Below are 15,285 nucleotides of genomic sequence, written 5' to 3'. Positions count from 1 at the left end.
GCAAACACCACCGTCGTCCCGGCTTTCGCCGGGACGACACCATATCTGTTGCACACCCACCCCGTCATCCCCGCGCAACGCTCCGCGTTTGTCGCTAGAGGTGCGAGCCCTTCGGCGAGCCTCGAAGGATGAATCGGCCCCGCTGGTGGCCGTCGATCCTTCGAGGCTCGCAAGAGCTCGCACCTCCAGCGACAAAGGCGAAGCCTTTGCGCAGGGATGACGGTGTTGTTTGCTCAGCTTGCTCGGTGTCATCACCCGGCTTGACCGGGTGATCCAGTATTCCAGAGACGCCGGTGATAGAAGCGAGAGGCCGCGGCGTACTGGATCGCCCGGTCCATGTGCGCAATTGCGCACAGGGCGGGCGATGACAGCGGTGGGTGAGGACAAAGCTTCACACCCTCTCAGGATGACGGGTTGATAGCTTCGCCGGGACGACGACATTGGGACATGCTTGCCTACGGCTCTTCGGCGAACACCGCGTCCAGCGCCGCGTGATACGCCGCCTCGACCAGCTCCGGATGCCGCCGGCCCAGCGCTTCCATCTTCACCCCCGAATTCACCTCGAGGATCTTCCAGGCGTTATCGACGCGTACGACGTCGATCGAGGCGAAGCGGATGCCGACCGCCCGGGCGGCTTCGACCGCGAGCGCGGCGCAGGCGTCGTGTGTCTCGCCACCGCTCAGCAGCACCGGCGCCGCGCCGGCATCGAGGTTGTGCCGCCAGTTGATCATGCATCGCTCCGCTGCCGCCGGGATCGCGTCGAGCTCGGCCGCGGAAAAATCCTCGGCCATGGTTTTGAGCTGCTGCGTCGTTGCCGCCTGCTGCGCCAGCTCGCGCAGCGAATGCACGCCGTCGCCGACCACGGACGGACGCGTCTTGCCGTAGACGATCAGCGCGTGGTCATCGAGCAGCACCACGCGCACCTCGTCCTTGATCTCGACATAGGGTGAGATCGCCAGCGCGCGGTACTCCGCAAAAATGCGCGCGACCGCCGTCTCCAGCTGCGGCCGCGTGGTGACGCGCGTCACCAGCTCGCCGGAGGTACCCTCGTTGGGCTTGACCACAAGGCCGTGCGGATGCGCGTCGAGCAGCTCGGCCATCGCGTCGATCGAGCCCGATCCCGGAATGTGCACGCTGTGCTTGGTGCCCAGAAACAGCGTGTGCGGGATCGCGTCGATACCGGCCGAGGCCAGCACCTCGGCGCAGGCTGCCTTGTCGTTGGCGACCTGATGCGCCACCGCGCTGTTGAGCCCGACGTCATAGCCGATCGCGAGCCGCCGCTCGGTGCCCCGCCGCATGATCACCAGCCAGCCGCCGGACCGGATCTCGACCGCGATCTCGCGCGCGAGACAATATTTTTTGATGGTTTCCAGGAAGATTCGCTGGCTGATCAGGACCACTGAATGATTTTCCCTTCGCCGCGCCTTGCCGTAGCAATTATTTGCCGGATTGGCGGCGATCCCAGCAAGTATATTACGCCCGTCACGACGCGTTAACGATGTCGTGGCTGAACCTCTCTGCGGATTCGAACGACTGCCATTCTGAGATCGCAATTGCACGCCAATCGATCTTGACTATCTCATGCATCGGCGCGATGGACACGCGAGATCTTCAGTGATTTCGGGCACTTCTGCGCCGTCCGAGGCAGCCTAAAATTCAAACCATTCTAAATCTGGTCAATCGAGAAAACGAAAACACATGAGCGCGTTCTATCGAGAGAAGGTTCTTTCCGTTCAGCACTGGACCGATACGCTTTTCAGCTTCCGGGCTACCCGCGATTCCGGTTTCCGCTTCCAGAACGGCCAGTTTGCCATGATCGGCCTCGAGGTTGACGGCCGGCCGCTGCTGCGCGCCTATTCGATGGCGAGCGCCAATCACGAGGAAGAGCTCGAGTTCTTCTCGATCAAGGTGCAGGACGGCCCGCTGACCTCGAAGCTGCAGAAGATCCGCGAGGGCGACACCATTCTGGTCGGCCGCAAGGCGACCGGCACGCTGATCACCGACAACCTCATTCCCGGCAAGCGGCTGATGCTGCTGTCGACCGGCACCGGGCTTGCGCCGTTCGCCAGCCTGATCAAGGACCCCGAGGTCTATGATCGCTACGACCAGATCGTGCTGGTGCATGGCTGCCGTCAGGTTTCCGAGCTCGCCTATGGCGAGGAGCTGGTGGCGAAGCTGCACGACGACGAGCTGTTCGGGCCGATGCTGTCGGAGAAGCTCTCGTATTATCCGACCGTGACGCGCGAGCCGTTCCGCAACCGCGGCCGCATCACCGACCTCATCACCTCCAACCAGCTGTTCTCTGACCTGCATCAGGGCCCGCTCGACATCGAGACCGACCGCATCATGATGTGCGGCAGCCCGGCGATGCTGGAGGAGCTGAAGCAGCTGTTCGAGACCCGCGGCTTCAAGGAAGGCAGCGGCAACACGCCCGGCCATTTCGTGATCGAGAAGGCGTTCGTCGAGCGCTGATTCCGTAGAAACTGTCGTCCTGGCGAAAGCCCGGACCCATTACCACCACTCTTGGTTTTGCGAAGGCTGGGGTCCCATCGGGTCTCAGCCTTTTGCACTTGTGGTTATGGGTCCTGGCTTTCGCCAGGACGACGGCTGAGCTTGTGGCGTCCACCATTTCTGCCTTGCTATAACTCCACCAACGCCGCGCACGTCCCAAGCGCGGCGGCTGGGGAGCAAGCACCTTGTCCATCACCGAGCCCGATCCACCGAAGACCGCCTTTGTGATCGCCGGCGGCGGCAGTTTTGGCGCGGTGCAGGTCGGTATGCTGCAGGCGTTGGCCGCGCATGGCATCGCCGCGGATTTCGTGGTCGGGTCCAGCGTCGGCGCGCTGAACGGCGCCTTCTATGCTAGCGACCCCACGGTTGCGGGCGTGGCGCGGCTGGCCAAAATCTGGCGCGGCCTGAACCGGCATGACGTGTTTCCGGTGACCTGGCGAACGCTGGCAAGCTTTCTGTGGCGGCGCGATTTCCTGATCCCGCATGACGGCATCCGCCAGCTGATCGACGACCACATCCCGTTCCGCAATCTCGAGGACGCCCGCATTCCGGTGCACATCGTCACCACCGACATCATCACCGGCGACAGCGTGGTGCTGTCGGAAGGCTCCACCGCGGAAGCGATCGTCGCGTCGACCGCGATCCCCGGCGCCTTCACGCCGGTGCGCTACCGCGATCATTTCCTGGCCGACGGCGCGATCTCCAGCAACACGCCGGTCCGCGTCGCCGTCAAGCACGGTGCAAAACGCCTGATCGTGCTGCCGACCGGACATGCCTGCGCCAACCAGGCGCCGCCGGTCGGCGCGCTCGCCAACGCGCTGCATGCGCTGACGCTCCTGATCGCGCGGCAGCTCGTCAATGAGCTCGAGAATCTCGGCGACGGCGTCGAGTATTTCGTGGTGCCGCCGCTCTGTCCGCTGGTCGGCTCGCCCTATGATTTCTCCCGGACCTCGGACCATATCGCCCGCGCGCTCGACACCACCAATGCCTGGATCGAGAGCGATGCGCTGAAAGCAGGCCACATCCCGCGCGAACTGCAGCCGCACGATCATTGAGGTGGGACTGTCTCGCGCGATGGCTTTCTTCGCCTCTCCCCGCCTGCGGGGAGAGGCCGGATCGCATCGCAAGATGCGATCCGGGTGAGGGGGAGTCTCCGCAAATCCAACTGTCACCGTGTACGCGGAAACAGCCCCTCACCCCAACCCTCTCCCCGTAAGAACGGGGAGAGGGAGTAACAGCGCGCGTCGCGGGGATGCCCTTCGTTGCACCGCAAAAGCACCTCCCGCCAGTCGCCCCACTACAACCGCGGCACCCGCCCATTCGGGCGGTTGTCACATCCGTGACTGCCGGGCGGATATAACGTGTGGCGCTGGCTCGCTAAGTTGGATTAGGCTCACGGCCAAACAAACGGCCATGCCAATTGGTTGAGGGACTTATGGAAACGATGCTGCTTCCGTTTTCACCGCGCTTCATCGTGCTGACGATCTGCGCCGTCATCACCACGCTCCTGCTGCTGGTTGGAATTTTCGATCCGAAAGTCTTCAAGATCGTCCTGATCCCGCTTGTCATCTTCGGCGCCCTGACGCTGCTCGGCATCCGCGACCTCACGCAAAAGGGCCACGCGGTGTTGCGCAACTACCCGATCTCGGCGCATGTCCGCTTCCTGCTCGAGGAAATCCGCCCGGAGATGCGGCAGTATTTCTTCGAGAGCGAGAAGGACGGCATGCCGTTCTCGCGCGACACTCGCGCGGTGGTCTATCAGCGCGCCAAGATGGTGCTCGACAAGCGGCCGTTCGGCACCCAGGAGGATGTCTACCGCGAGGGCTATGAGTGGATGCACCATTCGGTGGCGCCCAAGCCGCATGCCGACGAGAAATTCCGCATCACCATCGGCGGCCCGGACTGCACCAAGCCGTATTCGGCCTCGGTGTTCAACATCTCGGCGATGAGCTTTGGCGCGCTCAGCCCGAACGCGGTGCGGGCGCTGAACGCCGGCGCCAAGAAGGGCGGCTTTGCCCATGACACCGGCGAGGGCGGCGTCAGCCCCTATCACCGCGAGATGGGCGGCGACATCATCTGGGAGGTCGGCTCCGGCTATTTCGGCTGCCGCAACCGCGACGGCAGCTTCAACCCCGACGAGTTCGCGCGCATCGCCGGCGAGGAGCAGATCAAGATGGTCGAGCTCAAGATCAGCCAGGGCGCCAAGCCCGGCCATGGCGGCGTGCTGCCGGCGGCCAAGGTCTCCGAGGAGATCTCCAAGATCCGCGGCGTGCCGATGGGCGAGGACTGCATCTCGCCGGCCTATCACAAGGCGTTCTCGACCCCGCTGCAGATGATGGCGTTCGTCGCCAACATGCGAAAGCTGTCCGGCGGCAAGCCGGCCGGCTTCAAGATGTGCATCGGCCATCCCTGGGAGTTTCTGGCGATCTGCAAGGCGATGAAGGAGAGCGGGCTGTATCCCGACTTCATCGTGGTCGACGGCAATGAGGGCGGCACCGGCGCCGCGCCGCTCGAGTTCATGGACCATTTGGGCATGCCGATGCGCGAGGGCGTCAATTTCGTCCACAACGCGCTGGTCGGCATCGGCGCGCGCGACCGCATCAAGATCGGCGCCTCCGGCAAGATCGCGACCGCCTTCGACATGGCGCGCGCGATGGCGATCGGCGCCGACTGGTGCAATTCGGCGCGCGGCTTCATGTTCTCGCTCGGCTGCATCCAGTCGCTGAGCTGCCACACCGACCGCTGCCCGACCGGCGTCACCACCCAGGATCCGTCGCGCAACCGCGCGCTCTATGTGCCGGACAAGATCGAGCGCGTGTACAATTACCACCACTCGACCCTGCACGCGCTGACCGAGCTGCTCGCCGCCGCCGGCCTCGGGCACACCCGGGATCTGCGGCCGATCCACTTCTCGCAGCGCACCTCGACCACCGACGTCCGCTCCTTCGCGCAGCTCTATCCGGCGCTGCGGCCGGGCGAATTGCTCGAAGGCACGCAAGACCCGCGCTACCGCGACGCCTGGGCCATGGCGCGCGCGGATTCGTTCCAGCCGGCGGGGTAGGGGGCGGTTGCCGCAGCAAACTCAGTGTCGTCCCGGCCCCCCCCGTGCGCAATTGCGCACTAGGCCCGGACGACGATGAGAGATAGACGGGCTATGCCTGTCGCGTGACTTCGGAATAATAAAAGAATACCGCTGACTTGCCCGACGTGTCAAGCTGCCGGGTCGAAGCCTGCCGGGTCGAAGCCGGTCCGCCGGCTACTTTGCATGGGGTTGTTTTTCGGCATTTTTTGTTCAGGCCGGGGCAAGCCCGGCCATGACGACGTATGTAGCCCGGATGAAGCGCAGCGAAATCCGGGGACAGTCTCTCCGTGGATCGTTCTGCCCCGGATCACGCTTCGCTCCATCCAGGCTACGCTTACCGTCAAAGTCGCGGCGCGCCGAACCATTTGGTCAGCGCCTCGGTCAGGCCAGCCTGTGTCTGTTCGCCCACCCACGCCACATGGCCATCGGGTCGAACCAGCACGGCGGTGGGCGCGGCGACGGCGCCGACGACCGGAAGCTCCCAGGCGCCGCGATAGCGCGCGTCGATCAGTTGAACACGGTCGCTCCATCCCGCGATCTCGATGCTGCAACGTTCGGCAAAATTGATCAGCACCGGCCGCGCCTCCTGCAGCAAGGCGAACACCCGCACTTCGCCGTCCGCAAGCACCAGGTCGAGATCGGGCATGCGGCGTCCGAGCAGCGGATGGCCGTCGCCGAGGTCGTAACGAACTTCGAGCCCGGACGTTGTCGCGACGACGCGCATGCGCGGCTCATCCATGCTGACGAGTTCGGACACGAACTCGTTCAGCGCCTTGCTGCGGTCGTCGGTGCGGCGCAGCGCGACCTGCGCCATCGTGTGACGCAACACCCGCGCGCCGACCGGATGGCGCTCGGCATGGTAGCTGTCGAGCAGGCCGTCCGGCGAAATGCCCTTAACCACCTGAGCCAGCTTCCAGCCGAGATTGACCGCGTCCTGCACGCCGATATTGAGGCCCTGTCCACCCATCGGCGGATGCACATGCGCGGCATCGCCGGCCAGCAGCACGCGCCGGTCGCGATAGCTCGCGGCCTGGCGGGTCATGTCGGTGAACCGCGAGATCCAGGCGGGACTGTTGATCCCGTAGTCGGTGCCGTAGATCGCGATCAGCGTTTCGCTCAGGTCGCTCAAGCCGGGCTCGCCGGATCCGAGCTGCGGCTCGGTCAGCACCAGCCGCACGCCGCGCCCGTCCTCCATTTTGCCGATGCCGTGGATGCCGACGGCGTCGTGGCGGAATCCCAATGCCGGCTCCTCGAACATCTGGGCTTCCGCGATCAGCCAGCTCGTGGTCGGATCGAAGCCGGGGAAATCGATGCCGGCCGCCTTGCGAACCAGGCTGCGGCCGCCGTCGCAGCCGACGAGATACTGCGCCCGCAGCGCCGTGCCGTCCGACAGCGCGACATCGACGCCGCCCTCGTCCTGGGTGAAGCTGGTCACGTCGCGCGCGCGATAGATCGGCACGTTCAGCTCGCCGACCCACTTAGCCAAAATGCGCTCGATATGGTTCTGCCACAGCGCGAGCGTGTAATTGTGCCGGGTCGGAAGGCCGCTGAAATCCAGCGGCACCGGGTGGACGTGGACGACCGGATGGCGCGTTCCCTGCGCGACGAACCGCTCGGCGATGCCGCGCTGGTCGAGCACCTCGATGGTGCGCGCATGCAGCCCGCCCGCGCGCGAGCCGGCCAGCTCCTGGCTGGCGCGCCGCTCGACGATCGCAACGTCGATATCGGCCAGCGCCAGTTCACCCGCCAGCATCAGCCCGGTCGGACCGCCGCCGGCAATCACCACTGCATGTTCCCGCATCCCGCACTCCTCCGTTCGATTGGGCGCGCGTTCTACGGGATCACCCCGGGCTTGCGGCAAGCCCGGGGGGTCTACATATATCTAAGTGGGGAGAGGGGCTTTCCTGCCCGATCCCATTCCAGCCGTCATTGTGAGAAGCGAAGCGCAAGCAATCCATTGCTTCGGCGTGTGCGGAGCCATGGATTGCTTCGCTGCGCTCGCAATGACCGTGTGTGATGCGCGTCCGGGACGACGTGGGAGAGAGCCGCCTAAAACTCCCCGTGGACGCGGCCCGAGAAAATGTGCACCGGGCCGCGGTCGGCGTTGTAGGCGGGGTTGGTGATGAACTGATAGTCCGCGGTCAAGGTCAGGTTCTTGTTCACCTGATAGGCGTAGTAGGTCTCAAAGATCCGCTCCGGGCTGTAGTTCAGCGCGCCGTCACCGATCAGAAGGCCAAGGCCGCCGGCGGCGAGGAAGTCGCGATGCGCGGCGGACAGGCCGTTGACCGCGCCGCCGATGCCGATGGTGTCGTTCGGCCGTCCCCAGCGGCCGCCCTTGATCGACAGGCCGCCCGAGACGCTGCGATCGACGTCGGTGAAGGACAGGATTTCATTCTGGCCGTCGTTCCAGGAGAGTCGGCCGAACAGGCCGACGTCCTGGACGATCTGCTGCTCGCCGTTCAAATAGAAGCCGTATTTCGGATTGTCCTTGCGGATGCCGGCCATCACGTCGTTGATGTCGAGCCTCGGATTGGCGTCCTCGATCGCGAGCGCCTGGCGATAGTTGCCGGAGTTGCCGCGGTTGCCGAAGATGCCGACGCGCAGTTTGCCGGGCTGCTCGAAAATCGAATAGCGGCCCTCGAACTCCACCACGGCGCCACCGGTGTTGTAGACCAGGACGTCGCTGTTCGGCGCATTCGGCACCTGGAACAGGCCGGCGCGCACCGCCCAGTCCTTGCGGTTGAGCTCGACCACGGCGCCGCGGGTGTAGCCGGGCAGGTCGGCCGGGAAGTCGTAGGCCGCCGACGCCCACATCGCCCAGTTCATGAAGTCGGCGCGCGGGTCCTTGGCGTAGGAATTGCCGTCGAAGAAGTCGCCGACCGCGAAGCGGCCGACCACGACCGTGACGCGATCGATGTCGCGCTTGCCGGCGATCTGGTTGGGGCCGTCGGCCAACTCTTCCTGCTCGCCGCCGAGGCCGAAGGTCTGCTTGAAGTAGTAGCGCTGCGGCCGGATCTTCGGGTATGGCGCGCCCGCTTTCTGCGCCTCGCCGTTCGAGAAGCCGGCGAGGCCGAGCGTGCCGTTGAGACCAAAGCCCTGCGCCGTTTCCGGGTTGAAGTAGAACTCGCCGCCGTCCCAGAGCCGCACGCCGAGGAATGCGGTCGTGGTCCAGGTCATCTGCGTCTGCCCCGGACCGGGAAGGCTGTTGGTGCCGGTATAGGGCGCGCGGAATGATGGATAGGTCTGCGGCAGCAGCGTCGTCTGCGCATGCACGCTCCAGTTATCGGACTCCGGCAGCGCGGTCCGCGTCGGTGCCGCCGACCACGGCGAGTCGCCGAACTGGTAGTTGAGGCCGAATTTCAAAAGATGCCGCCGCGGTTCGATCGCGACGCCGGGCATGCCGAACTCGGCAAGGCCGAGCGTCTTGCGCGACAGGTCGACATACTCGTATTCGACCTTGGCGGTCCAATTGCCGCTCAGCGCGAACTCGGCGCCGGCGCCGGCGGTCCAGCCGGTGTGGTACTGGCCCGGCTCGGAGATCACCGCGCCGTCGGCGTCGTTGACCTTGACGTGGCTGTGGCCCCAGGCGAAGCCGCCGGTCAGATACGGCATCCAGTTGCCGAAGCTGTAGCCGACGCGGCCGCGCAGCGTGCCGGCGTAATCGATCGTCGAGTTGAACGGAGCGAGCACGCGCCGCGGGATATCGGTTGGGCTGGTGAAGGTCGCATCTGCCTCGACGCCGAGCACGAAGCGGTTGGCGAATTCCTTGTTGTATCCGACCTGGAAACCGCCGATGCCGCCGGTGACCGTCGGCGGAAACAGGAAACCCTGTTGGGGCAGCGGATTGGTGCCGGGGCCGAGGCTGCCGTCGCCATAGCCGACATGGGCGCCGACATAGAAGCCGGTCCAGCTGTAGACGGTGCGGGCGGCCGGCGAATTCAGGGCCATGTCGGCCGCGGCCGCCGGCGTGCCGAAGGCGGCCGCGCCGAGCGCGGCGCCGGCGGCGATCCGGACCCGGAACAGGCGGATGCAGGTCATGACGCGGCGTCTTTCCGCGAACAATTGGCGGATTCGCCTGCCATCACTGCAGATTTGGCGGCCCCTCGCCACCCAAGATTTGAACTCATCGCCCGCCGTCCCCGGTCCGATCCGCGCCTGTCCCCGCAGGGCCAGGCCAGCACCCATCATCTTCAGGTTCTTATTGCAAGTAATTCGCAATAGCAACTGAGCGCGGCCGGTTACCCATCGGATTTGCACGCCCCTATGACAGCGATGCAACAGCGCGCCGCGGCCGGCCGTTGCCGCTGCCATTGGCCGCGCCGCCTCGACCGCCCGGCTGATCGATGTCGCCATGGTCTTCACCCCTGTCCTGATGGCCGGCGGTCCCGATTTCTTCCCCGGCACGGTCACGCCCCGACCGTGGCAAGCTGGACGATGCGCAGCAGCACGAGGCCGGCGGCGATGGCGAGATAGGCGCGCAGCACGATCATCCAGATCCGGCTCAGCGGGCTGAGGCGGGCCGGCGGCAGCCGGTCGAGCGGCGGCATCCGCCAGCTGTCGCGATCGAGCTTTGGCCGGGATGGTGTGATGCGGAGCGCCGCATGCCGCCGCGACGACAGCTCGTAGAGTTTCACCGCCGCGGTCACCGCGAGCGCCAGCACGCTTCCGCCAACGAGGATGCCGATGATCCACCCCTCGCCGAGATCGGGAAACAGCACCGCGGCGGTCAGGATCACCGATGGCAACACCAGCGCCGCGACCACCGCGCCGGTGAACAGGTTCAGCCGGGTCGAATTCACCCAGGGCCCGAGGATGTGGCGGTCGTTGCAGAGCAGCAGCAGGAACACGGTCGCGCTCGGCAGCAGCACGCCGGCCAGCGTCTGCACTACGTTGGTCAAGAGACCGAGCGGCGTGCCCGGCGTCAGCACCAGCACTGCCGCGAGCACGATCAGGCCGCAATAGACGCCATAAAAACTCTTCGCATCCGCGGGCTTGCGGTGCAGCGAGTGCTTGACCGCGAACACGTCGCCGATCGCATACGCGGTCGCCAGCGAGACCGCGGCCGCGCCGATGATGCAGGCATCGAGCAGCGTCAGCGCAAACAGCACCGCCGGCAATTTGCCGGCATATTTCTCCAGCCCCACCGCGGTGCCCAGCGCGTCGGTGTAGTTGCCGAACTCGGGCCGTCCGGCGAACGCCTGCGCGCAGAACGCGATCATCGCGACCGCGCCGATCACCACCAGGGCGATGCCGACGCACAGATCGATCCGCTCATAACGAATGAAGCGCGGCGTGATCCGCTTGTCGACGATGTAGCTCTGCTGGAAGAACAATTGCCACGGCGCCACCGTGGTGCCGACGATCGCGACGATCAGCAACATCACGTCGCTGAGCCTCGCGTCCTCGGGCATCTTCGGCACGAAGAAATCGGCGGCGATCTGCCCGATCGGCGGATGCACCATCAGGATCACAGGCACCAGCAGCAGGCTGCCGGCGACCAGCACGATGCCGAACCGCTCAAAGCGCCGGAAGTCGCCGGTCGAGACCGCGAGCATCACGATCGCCGCCGAGGCCAGTACGCCCCAGAACCGCGAGACGCCGAGATAAGATAGCGCCAGCGTGATGCCGATGAACTCGGTGACGATGGTCAGCGCGTTCAGCAGCAGCAGGTCGATGACGCTGAACGCGCCCCAGAACCGTCCGAACCGCGCGAAGATCAGCCGGGCATGGCCGACGCCGGTGACGGCCCCTAACCGCACCACCATCTTCTGGTTGACGTAGAGCACGGGGATCAAGAGCAGCAGCGTCCACAGCAGCGTGGTGCCGTAATTCTGTCCGGCCTGGGTGTAGGTGCCGAACGCGCCGGCATCATTGTCGCCGACCATCACGATCAGGCCGGGGCCGACGATGGCGAGCAGGGTCTTCAGCCGCGCCAGCCATGTCGCACGCGGTGCGGTGTCGTCGCGGGCAATGCTGCCGAGTGCGCCGCGGATGTCGCCGGTATGTGCGGTGTCGAGAACGGCCGTACGGGTGGTGCAGGTTTCGGTCATATCGCGTCTCCTCGCCGCTTGGCACGGCGAGGGGACGCGGAGCGGGTCTATGCGCGCGCGCCTCCGCTGCCGTGAGCAGCGGCACTTCCAGATGTCATGCTGTGCGAGAATCCCGTTGCCGCGCCTGAGTGGCGCGCAACGGGACGACTAGGTCCTTCGTCCATGTCGGCCTCCTCAGGCGCTGGCTGCGATCTTTGCTACGCGCGGGCCAAGACGCCGGCCCGCGCGCCGCCGCTGCGGAAGATCGCCGCTGCTGTCGTCGACGGTCCACCGGCATTCCAGATGGCCGCCGATCAGGAGCCAATGACAGGTCAGCGCCGGGGCTGGACGCCGGCGCCGCGCCGGATGGCGAACGCCCAGCAGGTTGTCATTGCAATGGGTGGCCGCCCGCGGCACACGCCGCGGCTCGAACGGCCGGAATTTTGCGAGCTTTTCGAACATCGCTCACCTCCACTTCCGCTGGTCGCGGCAGGCCGGTGAGGAGCGGGCGGTCAGAAGAGGCGCGACCACCTGTCCACGCAGCGGGTGCCTGCGCGATCAGTCTTGCTGTGTTGCGGCGGCAGTGCTCCCATCGGGATACTGTCGCCAAAGTTGCTACTGCCCATGTGCCTCTGCTGGCTCGTGGTCTGGTTCGTGTCCGGGGATACAATCCCGGTGCGGAACGAAGTTTCCGTCAATCGCGCACTACGCCTCACGATATAGGCTGTCAAGCCGAATCTGCTATCCTCCGGGGAGGATCAGGATCATCCTCCGGGGAGGATAGGAGAGCCATATGCCCGACGACGACCACCCGCATGTCGCGATCGTCCGGCGCCTGAAGCGCGCCGGCGGCCATCTCGAGACCATCGTCGAGATGATCGAAAAGGGCCGGCCCTGCGCCCAGATCGCGCAGCAATTGCAGGCAGTGGAGAGCGCGATCGAGAGCGCCAAGAAGGCGCTGATCCACGATCACATCGGCCACAGCCTGGAGGAGACGCTGAAGGCCTCAGGCCCGAAGGGCCGCGCCGTGCTGCGCGACTTCAGGCTGGTCGCAAAATATCTGTGAGCGTCACGCGGGTGAAAAGAATGACCCGCCCGGGGGGATCGCCGGGCGGGTCGGGGTACGACATGGGCTGGATGAGGACCCATGCCGAACGCCGGATCCGCAAACCGAAGATACCGTATCGATCAGTAGTAGCAGGTGCGCACGCGGCCGATGTAGTTGCCGTAGACGTCGTACTGGCGCACGAAACCGCAGCGGCGATAGCCGTTGTAGTAATAGCCGTCGTTGCTGGCGGCGATCGCGCTGCCGACGATGGCGGCGCCGACCAGGCCCGCGCCGACGCCATAGCCCCAGCCGAGCGGCTTGGCATTGGCCTGCGAGGTGGTGGTCGCAATCGTGCCGGTCACGGCAAGCGCGGTGAGGGCGAGGGCGGCGAATTTGGTCTTGATCGACATCGGATACTCCATCCTGTTTGAGCGCGGCGCCGGTGTGGTCCGCATGCCCGTTGGACGGAGCTGTTCCGGTTCCGGTTCGAGGAGTGAGGCGGAAATATGGTTTCGTGAAGCGTTTCGTCGCGGCCTGCCGGACGAAACAAGGTCGGTTTATCGAGCGCGGAGCGTGGTTTCGACGTCGAACTTGTCGACATCGTCGAGCAACTCGCAGAATGCGCGCGCGCCGTGCTCGAGCAGCTTCTCACCTTTCTCCGCTGTCGCCTTCGTGGCGTCGCCGATCGCGCCGCTCGGATGCAGGTCCTGCGCCTGCCAGGCGAACGGCGCCGGCCGCTGCGTCGACAGATGGCGGTGCTGCTTTTCGATTGCGATGCTCGCCGGCGTGAAGTTCGCGATCGCATCCTTGCGCACGTGCTGCGGATAGCGCGCCAGCATGATCGACGTCTCGACCGCGCCGCCGTGAATGCCGTGGCGCAATTCCTCGGCGTCGAACAGTCCGTCCGGTGCGCCGAACCGCGACCAGCTCGTGGTCACCGCCAGCATGCCGTGCTGCGCGCGCAGATCCTGCGCCACCAGCGACATCGCGGCGGAATTGCCGCCATGGCTCGTCACCATCACGAGCTTCTTGACGCCAGCGCGCGCCACGCTGGCGCCGAGCGCCATCCAGCTGGTCAGCGCCGCCTTGGTCGGCAAGGTCAGCGTGCCCGGAAAATCGATGTGCTCGGTCGAGATGCCGACCGGCTGCGGCGGCAGGAAGGTCGCCGGGGTCGCCGCCGGCAACAATTCTCGCACCCGCGAAAGATAGGCCTCGCCGATCATGACGTCGGTTCCAAGCGGCAGATGCGGCCCGTGCTGCTCGATCGCGGCCAGCGGCAGCACCGCGATCCAGCGCGAAGCGGCGGCTGCGGCGATCTCGGGCCAGCGGATGGCGGTCCAGTCACGGGGCGGAAGCGAAGAAGTCATCGAGCCAGACGTTTACAAGCGTTTCATTGGATGGATTTGCAGGGTAGTTTGTCGAGCCATCACGGGGGCGTTCCGCGCCCTTGGGCGCGGTCCACGTCCTCTGCCTTCCATCATGGGCCATAATGATCGACGGAGTCCAACCATGATGTCGGCCTTTTTGCCGCGAGCGTTAACCACAGCCCTGCTGACCGCCGCGATTTCCGCTTCAGGAGCCCTACTGCCGGCGCATGCGCAGACCCTGGACAAGGTCTCGTTCGGCACCAACTGGGTGGCCGAGGGCGAGCATGGCGGCTTCTTCCAGGCGGTGGCCGACGGCACCTACCAGAAATATGGCCTCGACGTCACCATCGTGCCCGGCGGTCCCAACGCCAACAACCGCACGCTGCTGATCGCGGGCAAGCTCGATTTCTTCATGAGCGCGAACTCGTTGCAGACCTTCGACGCCGTCACCAACAACGTGCCGCTGGTCGCCGTCGCCGCCATGTTCCAGAAGGACCCACAGGTGTTCTTGACCCATCCCGAGGTCAAGGTCACCAAGATCGAGGACCTGAAGCCGCTGACGCTGCTGATCTCGAAGGAGGGCATCACCAGCTATTTCCAGTGGCTGAAATCCGAATACGGCTTCAGCGAGAGCAAGGTGAAGCCCTACACCTTCAACCCGCAGCCCTTCATCGTCGACAAGCAGACCGCGATGCAGGGCTATGTCACCTCCGAGCCCTATGCGGTGGAGAAGGCCGCCGGCTTCAAGCCGAACGTGCTGCTGCTCGCCGATTACGGCTTCAACTCCTACTCGACCCTGATCGAGACCCGCCGCGACCTCGTCGACAAGAAGCCGGACCTCGTGCAGCGCTTCGTCGATGCCTCGATCGTCGGCTGGTACCATTACGTCTACGGCGACAATTCGGCCGGCAACGCCATGATCAAGAAGCTCAACCCCGACATGAACGACGAGTTGCTCGCCTACTGCGTCGCCAAGATGCGCGAGCACGGCATCGTCGATTCCGGCGACTCCATCAAGAACGGCATCGGCGCCATGACCGACGAGCGGATGGCTGGTTTCTTCGACAAGATGGTGCGTGCAGGCGTGGTCAAGAGCACCATCGACTATCGCCAGGGCTACACGCTGCGCTTCGTCAACAAGGCGGTCGGCGCCGAGCTGCGGCCGAAGAACTGAGCATGGTCCGATCTGCCTCGGCACCGGCAGTCCACCTCTCCCCCTGTGGGAGAGGTCGCATCGCATCGTTAGAT

The 15,285-nt window shown here is 65.4% G+C and carries 12 protein-coding genes; 5 read left to right on the top strand and 7 right to left on the bottom strand.

Features of this window, described 5'->3' with window-relative positions; translation table 11 throughout:
* Positions 1–455 precede the first annotated feature (455 nt).
* The gene (locus CI41S_RS08305) at positions 456–1,400 is read right to left on the bottom strand and encodes an ATP-grasp domain-containing protein (protein ID WP_139858424.1); all 945 of its coding nucleotides are present in this window, start codon (positions 1,398–1,400) and stop codon (positions 456–458) included.
* Between the two features lie 298 nt (positions 1,401–1,698).
* Between CI41S_RS08305 and CI41S_RS08300 the strand changes: the two genes are divergently transcribed.
* The 3 genes from CI41S_RS08300 (at position 1,699) to CI41S_RS08290 (ending at position 5,572) form a co-directional block, all read left to right on the top strand.
* Positions 1,699–2,472, top strand: a complete 774-nt coding sequence (locus tag CI41S_RS08300; protein ID WP_139858422.1) for a ferredoxin--NADP reductase — start codon at positions 1,699–1,701, stop codon at positions 2,470–2,472.
* A 224-nt stretch (positions 2,473–2,696) separates the two neighbouring features.
* Positions 2,697–3,566, top strand: a complete 870-nt coding sequence (locus CI41S_RS08295; protein ID WP_139858420.1) for a patatin-like phospholipase family protein — start codon at positions 2,697–2,699, stop codon at positions 3,564–3,566.
* Positions 3,567–3,946: 380 nt separating this feature from the next.
* Entirely contained in the window at positions 3,947–5,572 is a 1,626-nt protein-coding gene (locus tag CI41S_RS08290) for an FMN-binding glutamate synthase family protein (protein ID WP_139858418.1), read from the top strand.
* Positions 5,573–5,933: 361 nt separating this feature from the next.
* On the opposite strand, the gene CI41S_RS08285 is transcribed toward CI41S_RS08290, so the two are convergent.
* The 4 genes from CI41S_RS08285 to CI41S_RS08270 all read right to left on the bottom strand — a co-directional run bounded on the left by CI41S_RS08285 (position 5,934) and on the right by CI41S_RS08270 (position 12,084).
* Positions 5,934–7,394 (bottom strand): FAD-dependent monooxygenase, encoded by a 1,461-nt coding sequence (locus CI41S_RS08285; RefSeq protein WP_139858416.1) that lies wholly within the window; start codon positions 7,392–7,394, stop codon positions 5,934–5,936.
* A gap of 248 nt (positions 7,395–7,642) precedes the next feature.
* Positions 7,643–9,631, bottom strand: a complete 1,989-nt coding sequence (locus tag CI41S_RS08280) for a carbohydrate porin (RefSeq protein WP_139858414.1) — start codon at positions 9,629–9,631, stop codon at positions 7,643–7,645.
* A 368-nt stretch (positions 9,632–9,999) separates the two neighbouring features.
* Entirely contained in the window at positions 10,000–11,643 is a 1,644-nt protein-coding gene (locus CI41S_RS08275) for an NRAMP family divalent metal transporter (RefSeq protein WP_139858412.1), read from the bottom strand.
* A 174-nt stretch (positions 11,644–11,817) separates the two neighbouring features.
* Positions 11,818–12,084: a hypothetical protein gene (locus tag CI41S_RS08270; protein ID WP_139858410.1), complete on the bottom strand. Its 267-nt coding sequence runs from the start codon at positions 12,082–12,084 to the stop codon at positions 11,818–11,820.
* Positions 12,085–12,415: 331 nt separating this feature from the next.
* Between CI41S_RS08270 and CI41S_RS08265 the strand changes: the two genes are divergently transcribed.
* Positions 12,416–12,688, top strand: coding sequence for a metal-sensing transcriptional repressor (locus tag CI41S_RS08265; RefSeq protein WP_139858408.1), 273 nt, complete (start codon positions 12,416–12,418; stop codon positions 12,686–12,688).
* Between the two features lie 122 nt (positions 12,689–12,810).
* Here the strand turns inward: CI41S_RS08265 and CI41S_RS08260 are convergent, their stop codons facing one another.
* Together CI41S_RS08260 and CI41S_RS08255 are read right to left on the bottom strand one after the other, a co-directional pair.
* Positions 12,811–13,080, bottom strand: coding sequence for a hypothetical protein (locus tag CI41S_RS08260; RefSeq protein WP_139858406.1), 270 nt, complete (start codon positions 13,078–13,080; stop codon positions 12,811–12,813).
* A gap of 147 nt (positions 13,081–13,227) precedes the next feature.
* Positions 13,228–14,037: a creatininase family protein gene (locus tag CI41S_RS08255; RefSeq protein WP_139858404.1), complete on the bottom strand. Its 810-nt coding sequence runs from the start codon at positions 14,035–14,037 to the stop codon at positions 13,228–13,230.
* 142 nt (positions 14,038–14,179) lie between these two features.
* Between CI41S_RS08255 and CI41S_RS08250 the strand changes: the two genes are divergently transcribed.
* Positions 14,180–15,211 (top strand): ABC transporter substrate-binding protein, encoded by a 1,032-nt coding sequence (locus tag CI41S_RS08250; RefSeq protein WP_139858402.1) that lies wholly within the window; start codon positions 14,180–14,182, stop codon positions 15,209–15,211.
* Positions 15,212–15,285 lie beyond the last annotated feature (74 nt).

Origin of the sequence: Bradyrhizobium ivorense, from assembly GCF_900696085.1 — a bacterium.
In the GTDB taxonomy this organism is placed as follows: domain Bacteria; phylum Pseudomonadota; class Alphaproteobacteria; order Rhizobiales; family Xanthobacteraceae; genus Bradyrhizobium; species Bradyrhizobium ivorense.
Note: the sequence above shows the minus strand (reverse complement) of the source record. Positions and strands in the feature narration are given on the sequence as shown.

Coding starts and splice junctions, on each gene's coding strand:
- CI41S_RS08285 (WP_139858416.1), bottom strand. CDS start 7,394: ATGCGGGAACATGCAGTGGTGATTGCCGGCGGCGGTCCGACCGGGCTG.
- CI41S_RS08300 (WP_139858422.1), top strand. CDS start 1,699: ATGAGCGCGTTCTATCGAGAGAAGGTTCTTTCCGTTCAGCACTGGACC.
- CI41S_RS08270 (WP_139858410.1), bottom strand. CDS start 12,084: ATGTTCGAAAAGCTCGCAAAATTCCGGCCGTTCGAGCCGCGGCGTGTG.
- CI41S_RS08250 (WP_139858402.1), top strand. CDS start 14,180: ATGATGTCGGCCTTTTTGCCGCGAGCGTTAACCACAGCCCTGCTGACC.
- CI41S_RS08280 (WP_139858414.1), bottom strand. CDS start 9,631: ATGACCTGCATCCGCCTGTTCCGGGTCCGGATCGCCGCCGGCGCCGCG.
- CI41S_RS08290 (WP_139858418.1), top strand. CDS start 3,947: ATGGAAACGATGCTGCTTCCGTTTTCACCGCGCTTCATCGTGCTGACG.
- CI41S_RS08260 (WP_139858406.1), bottom strand. CDS start 13,080: ATGTCGATCAAGACCAAATTCGCCGCCCTCGCCCTCACCGCGCTTGCC.
- CI41S_RS08275 (WP_139858412.1), bottom strand. CDS start 11,643: ATGACCGAAACCTGCACCACCCGTACGGCCGTTCTCGACACCGCACAT.
- CI41S_RS08265 (WP_139858408.1), top strand. CDS start 12,416: ATGCCCGACGACGACCACCCGCATGTCGCGATCGTCCGGCGCCTGAAG.
- CI41S_RS08255 (WP_139858404.1), bottom strand. CDS start 14,037: ATGACTTCTTCGCTTCCGCCCCGTGACTGGACCGCCATCCGCTGGCCC.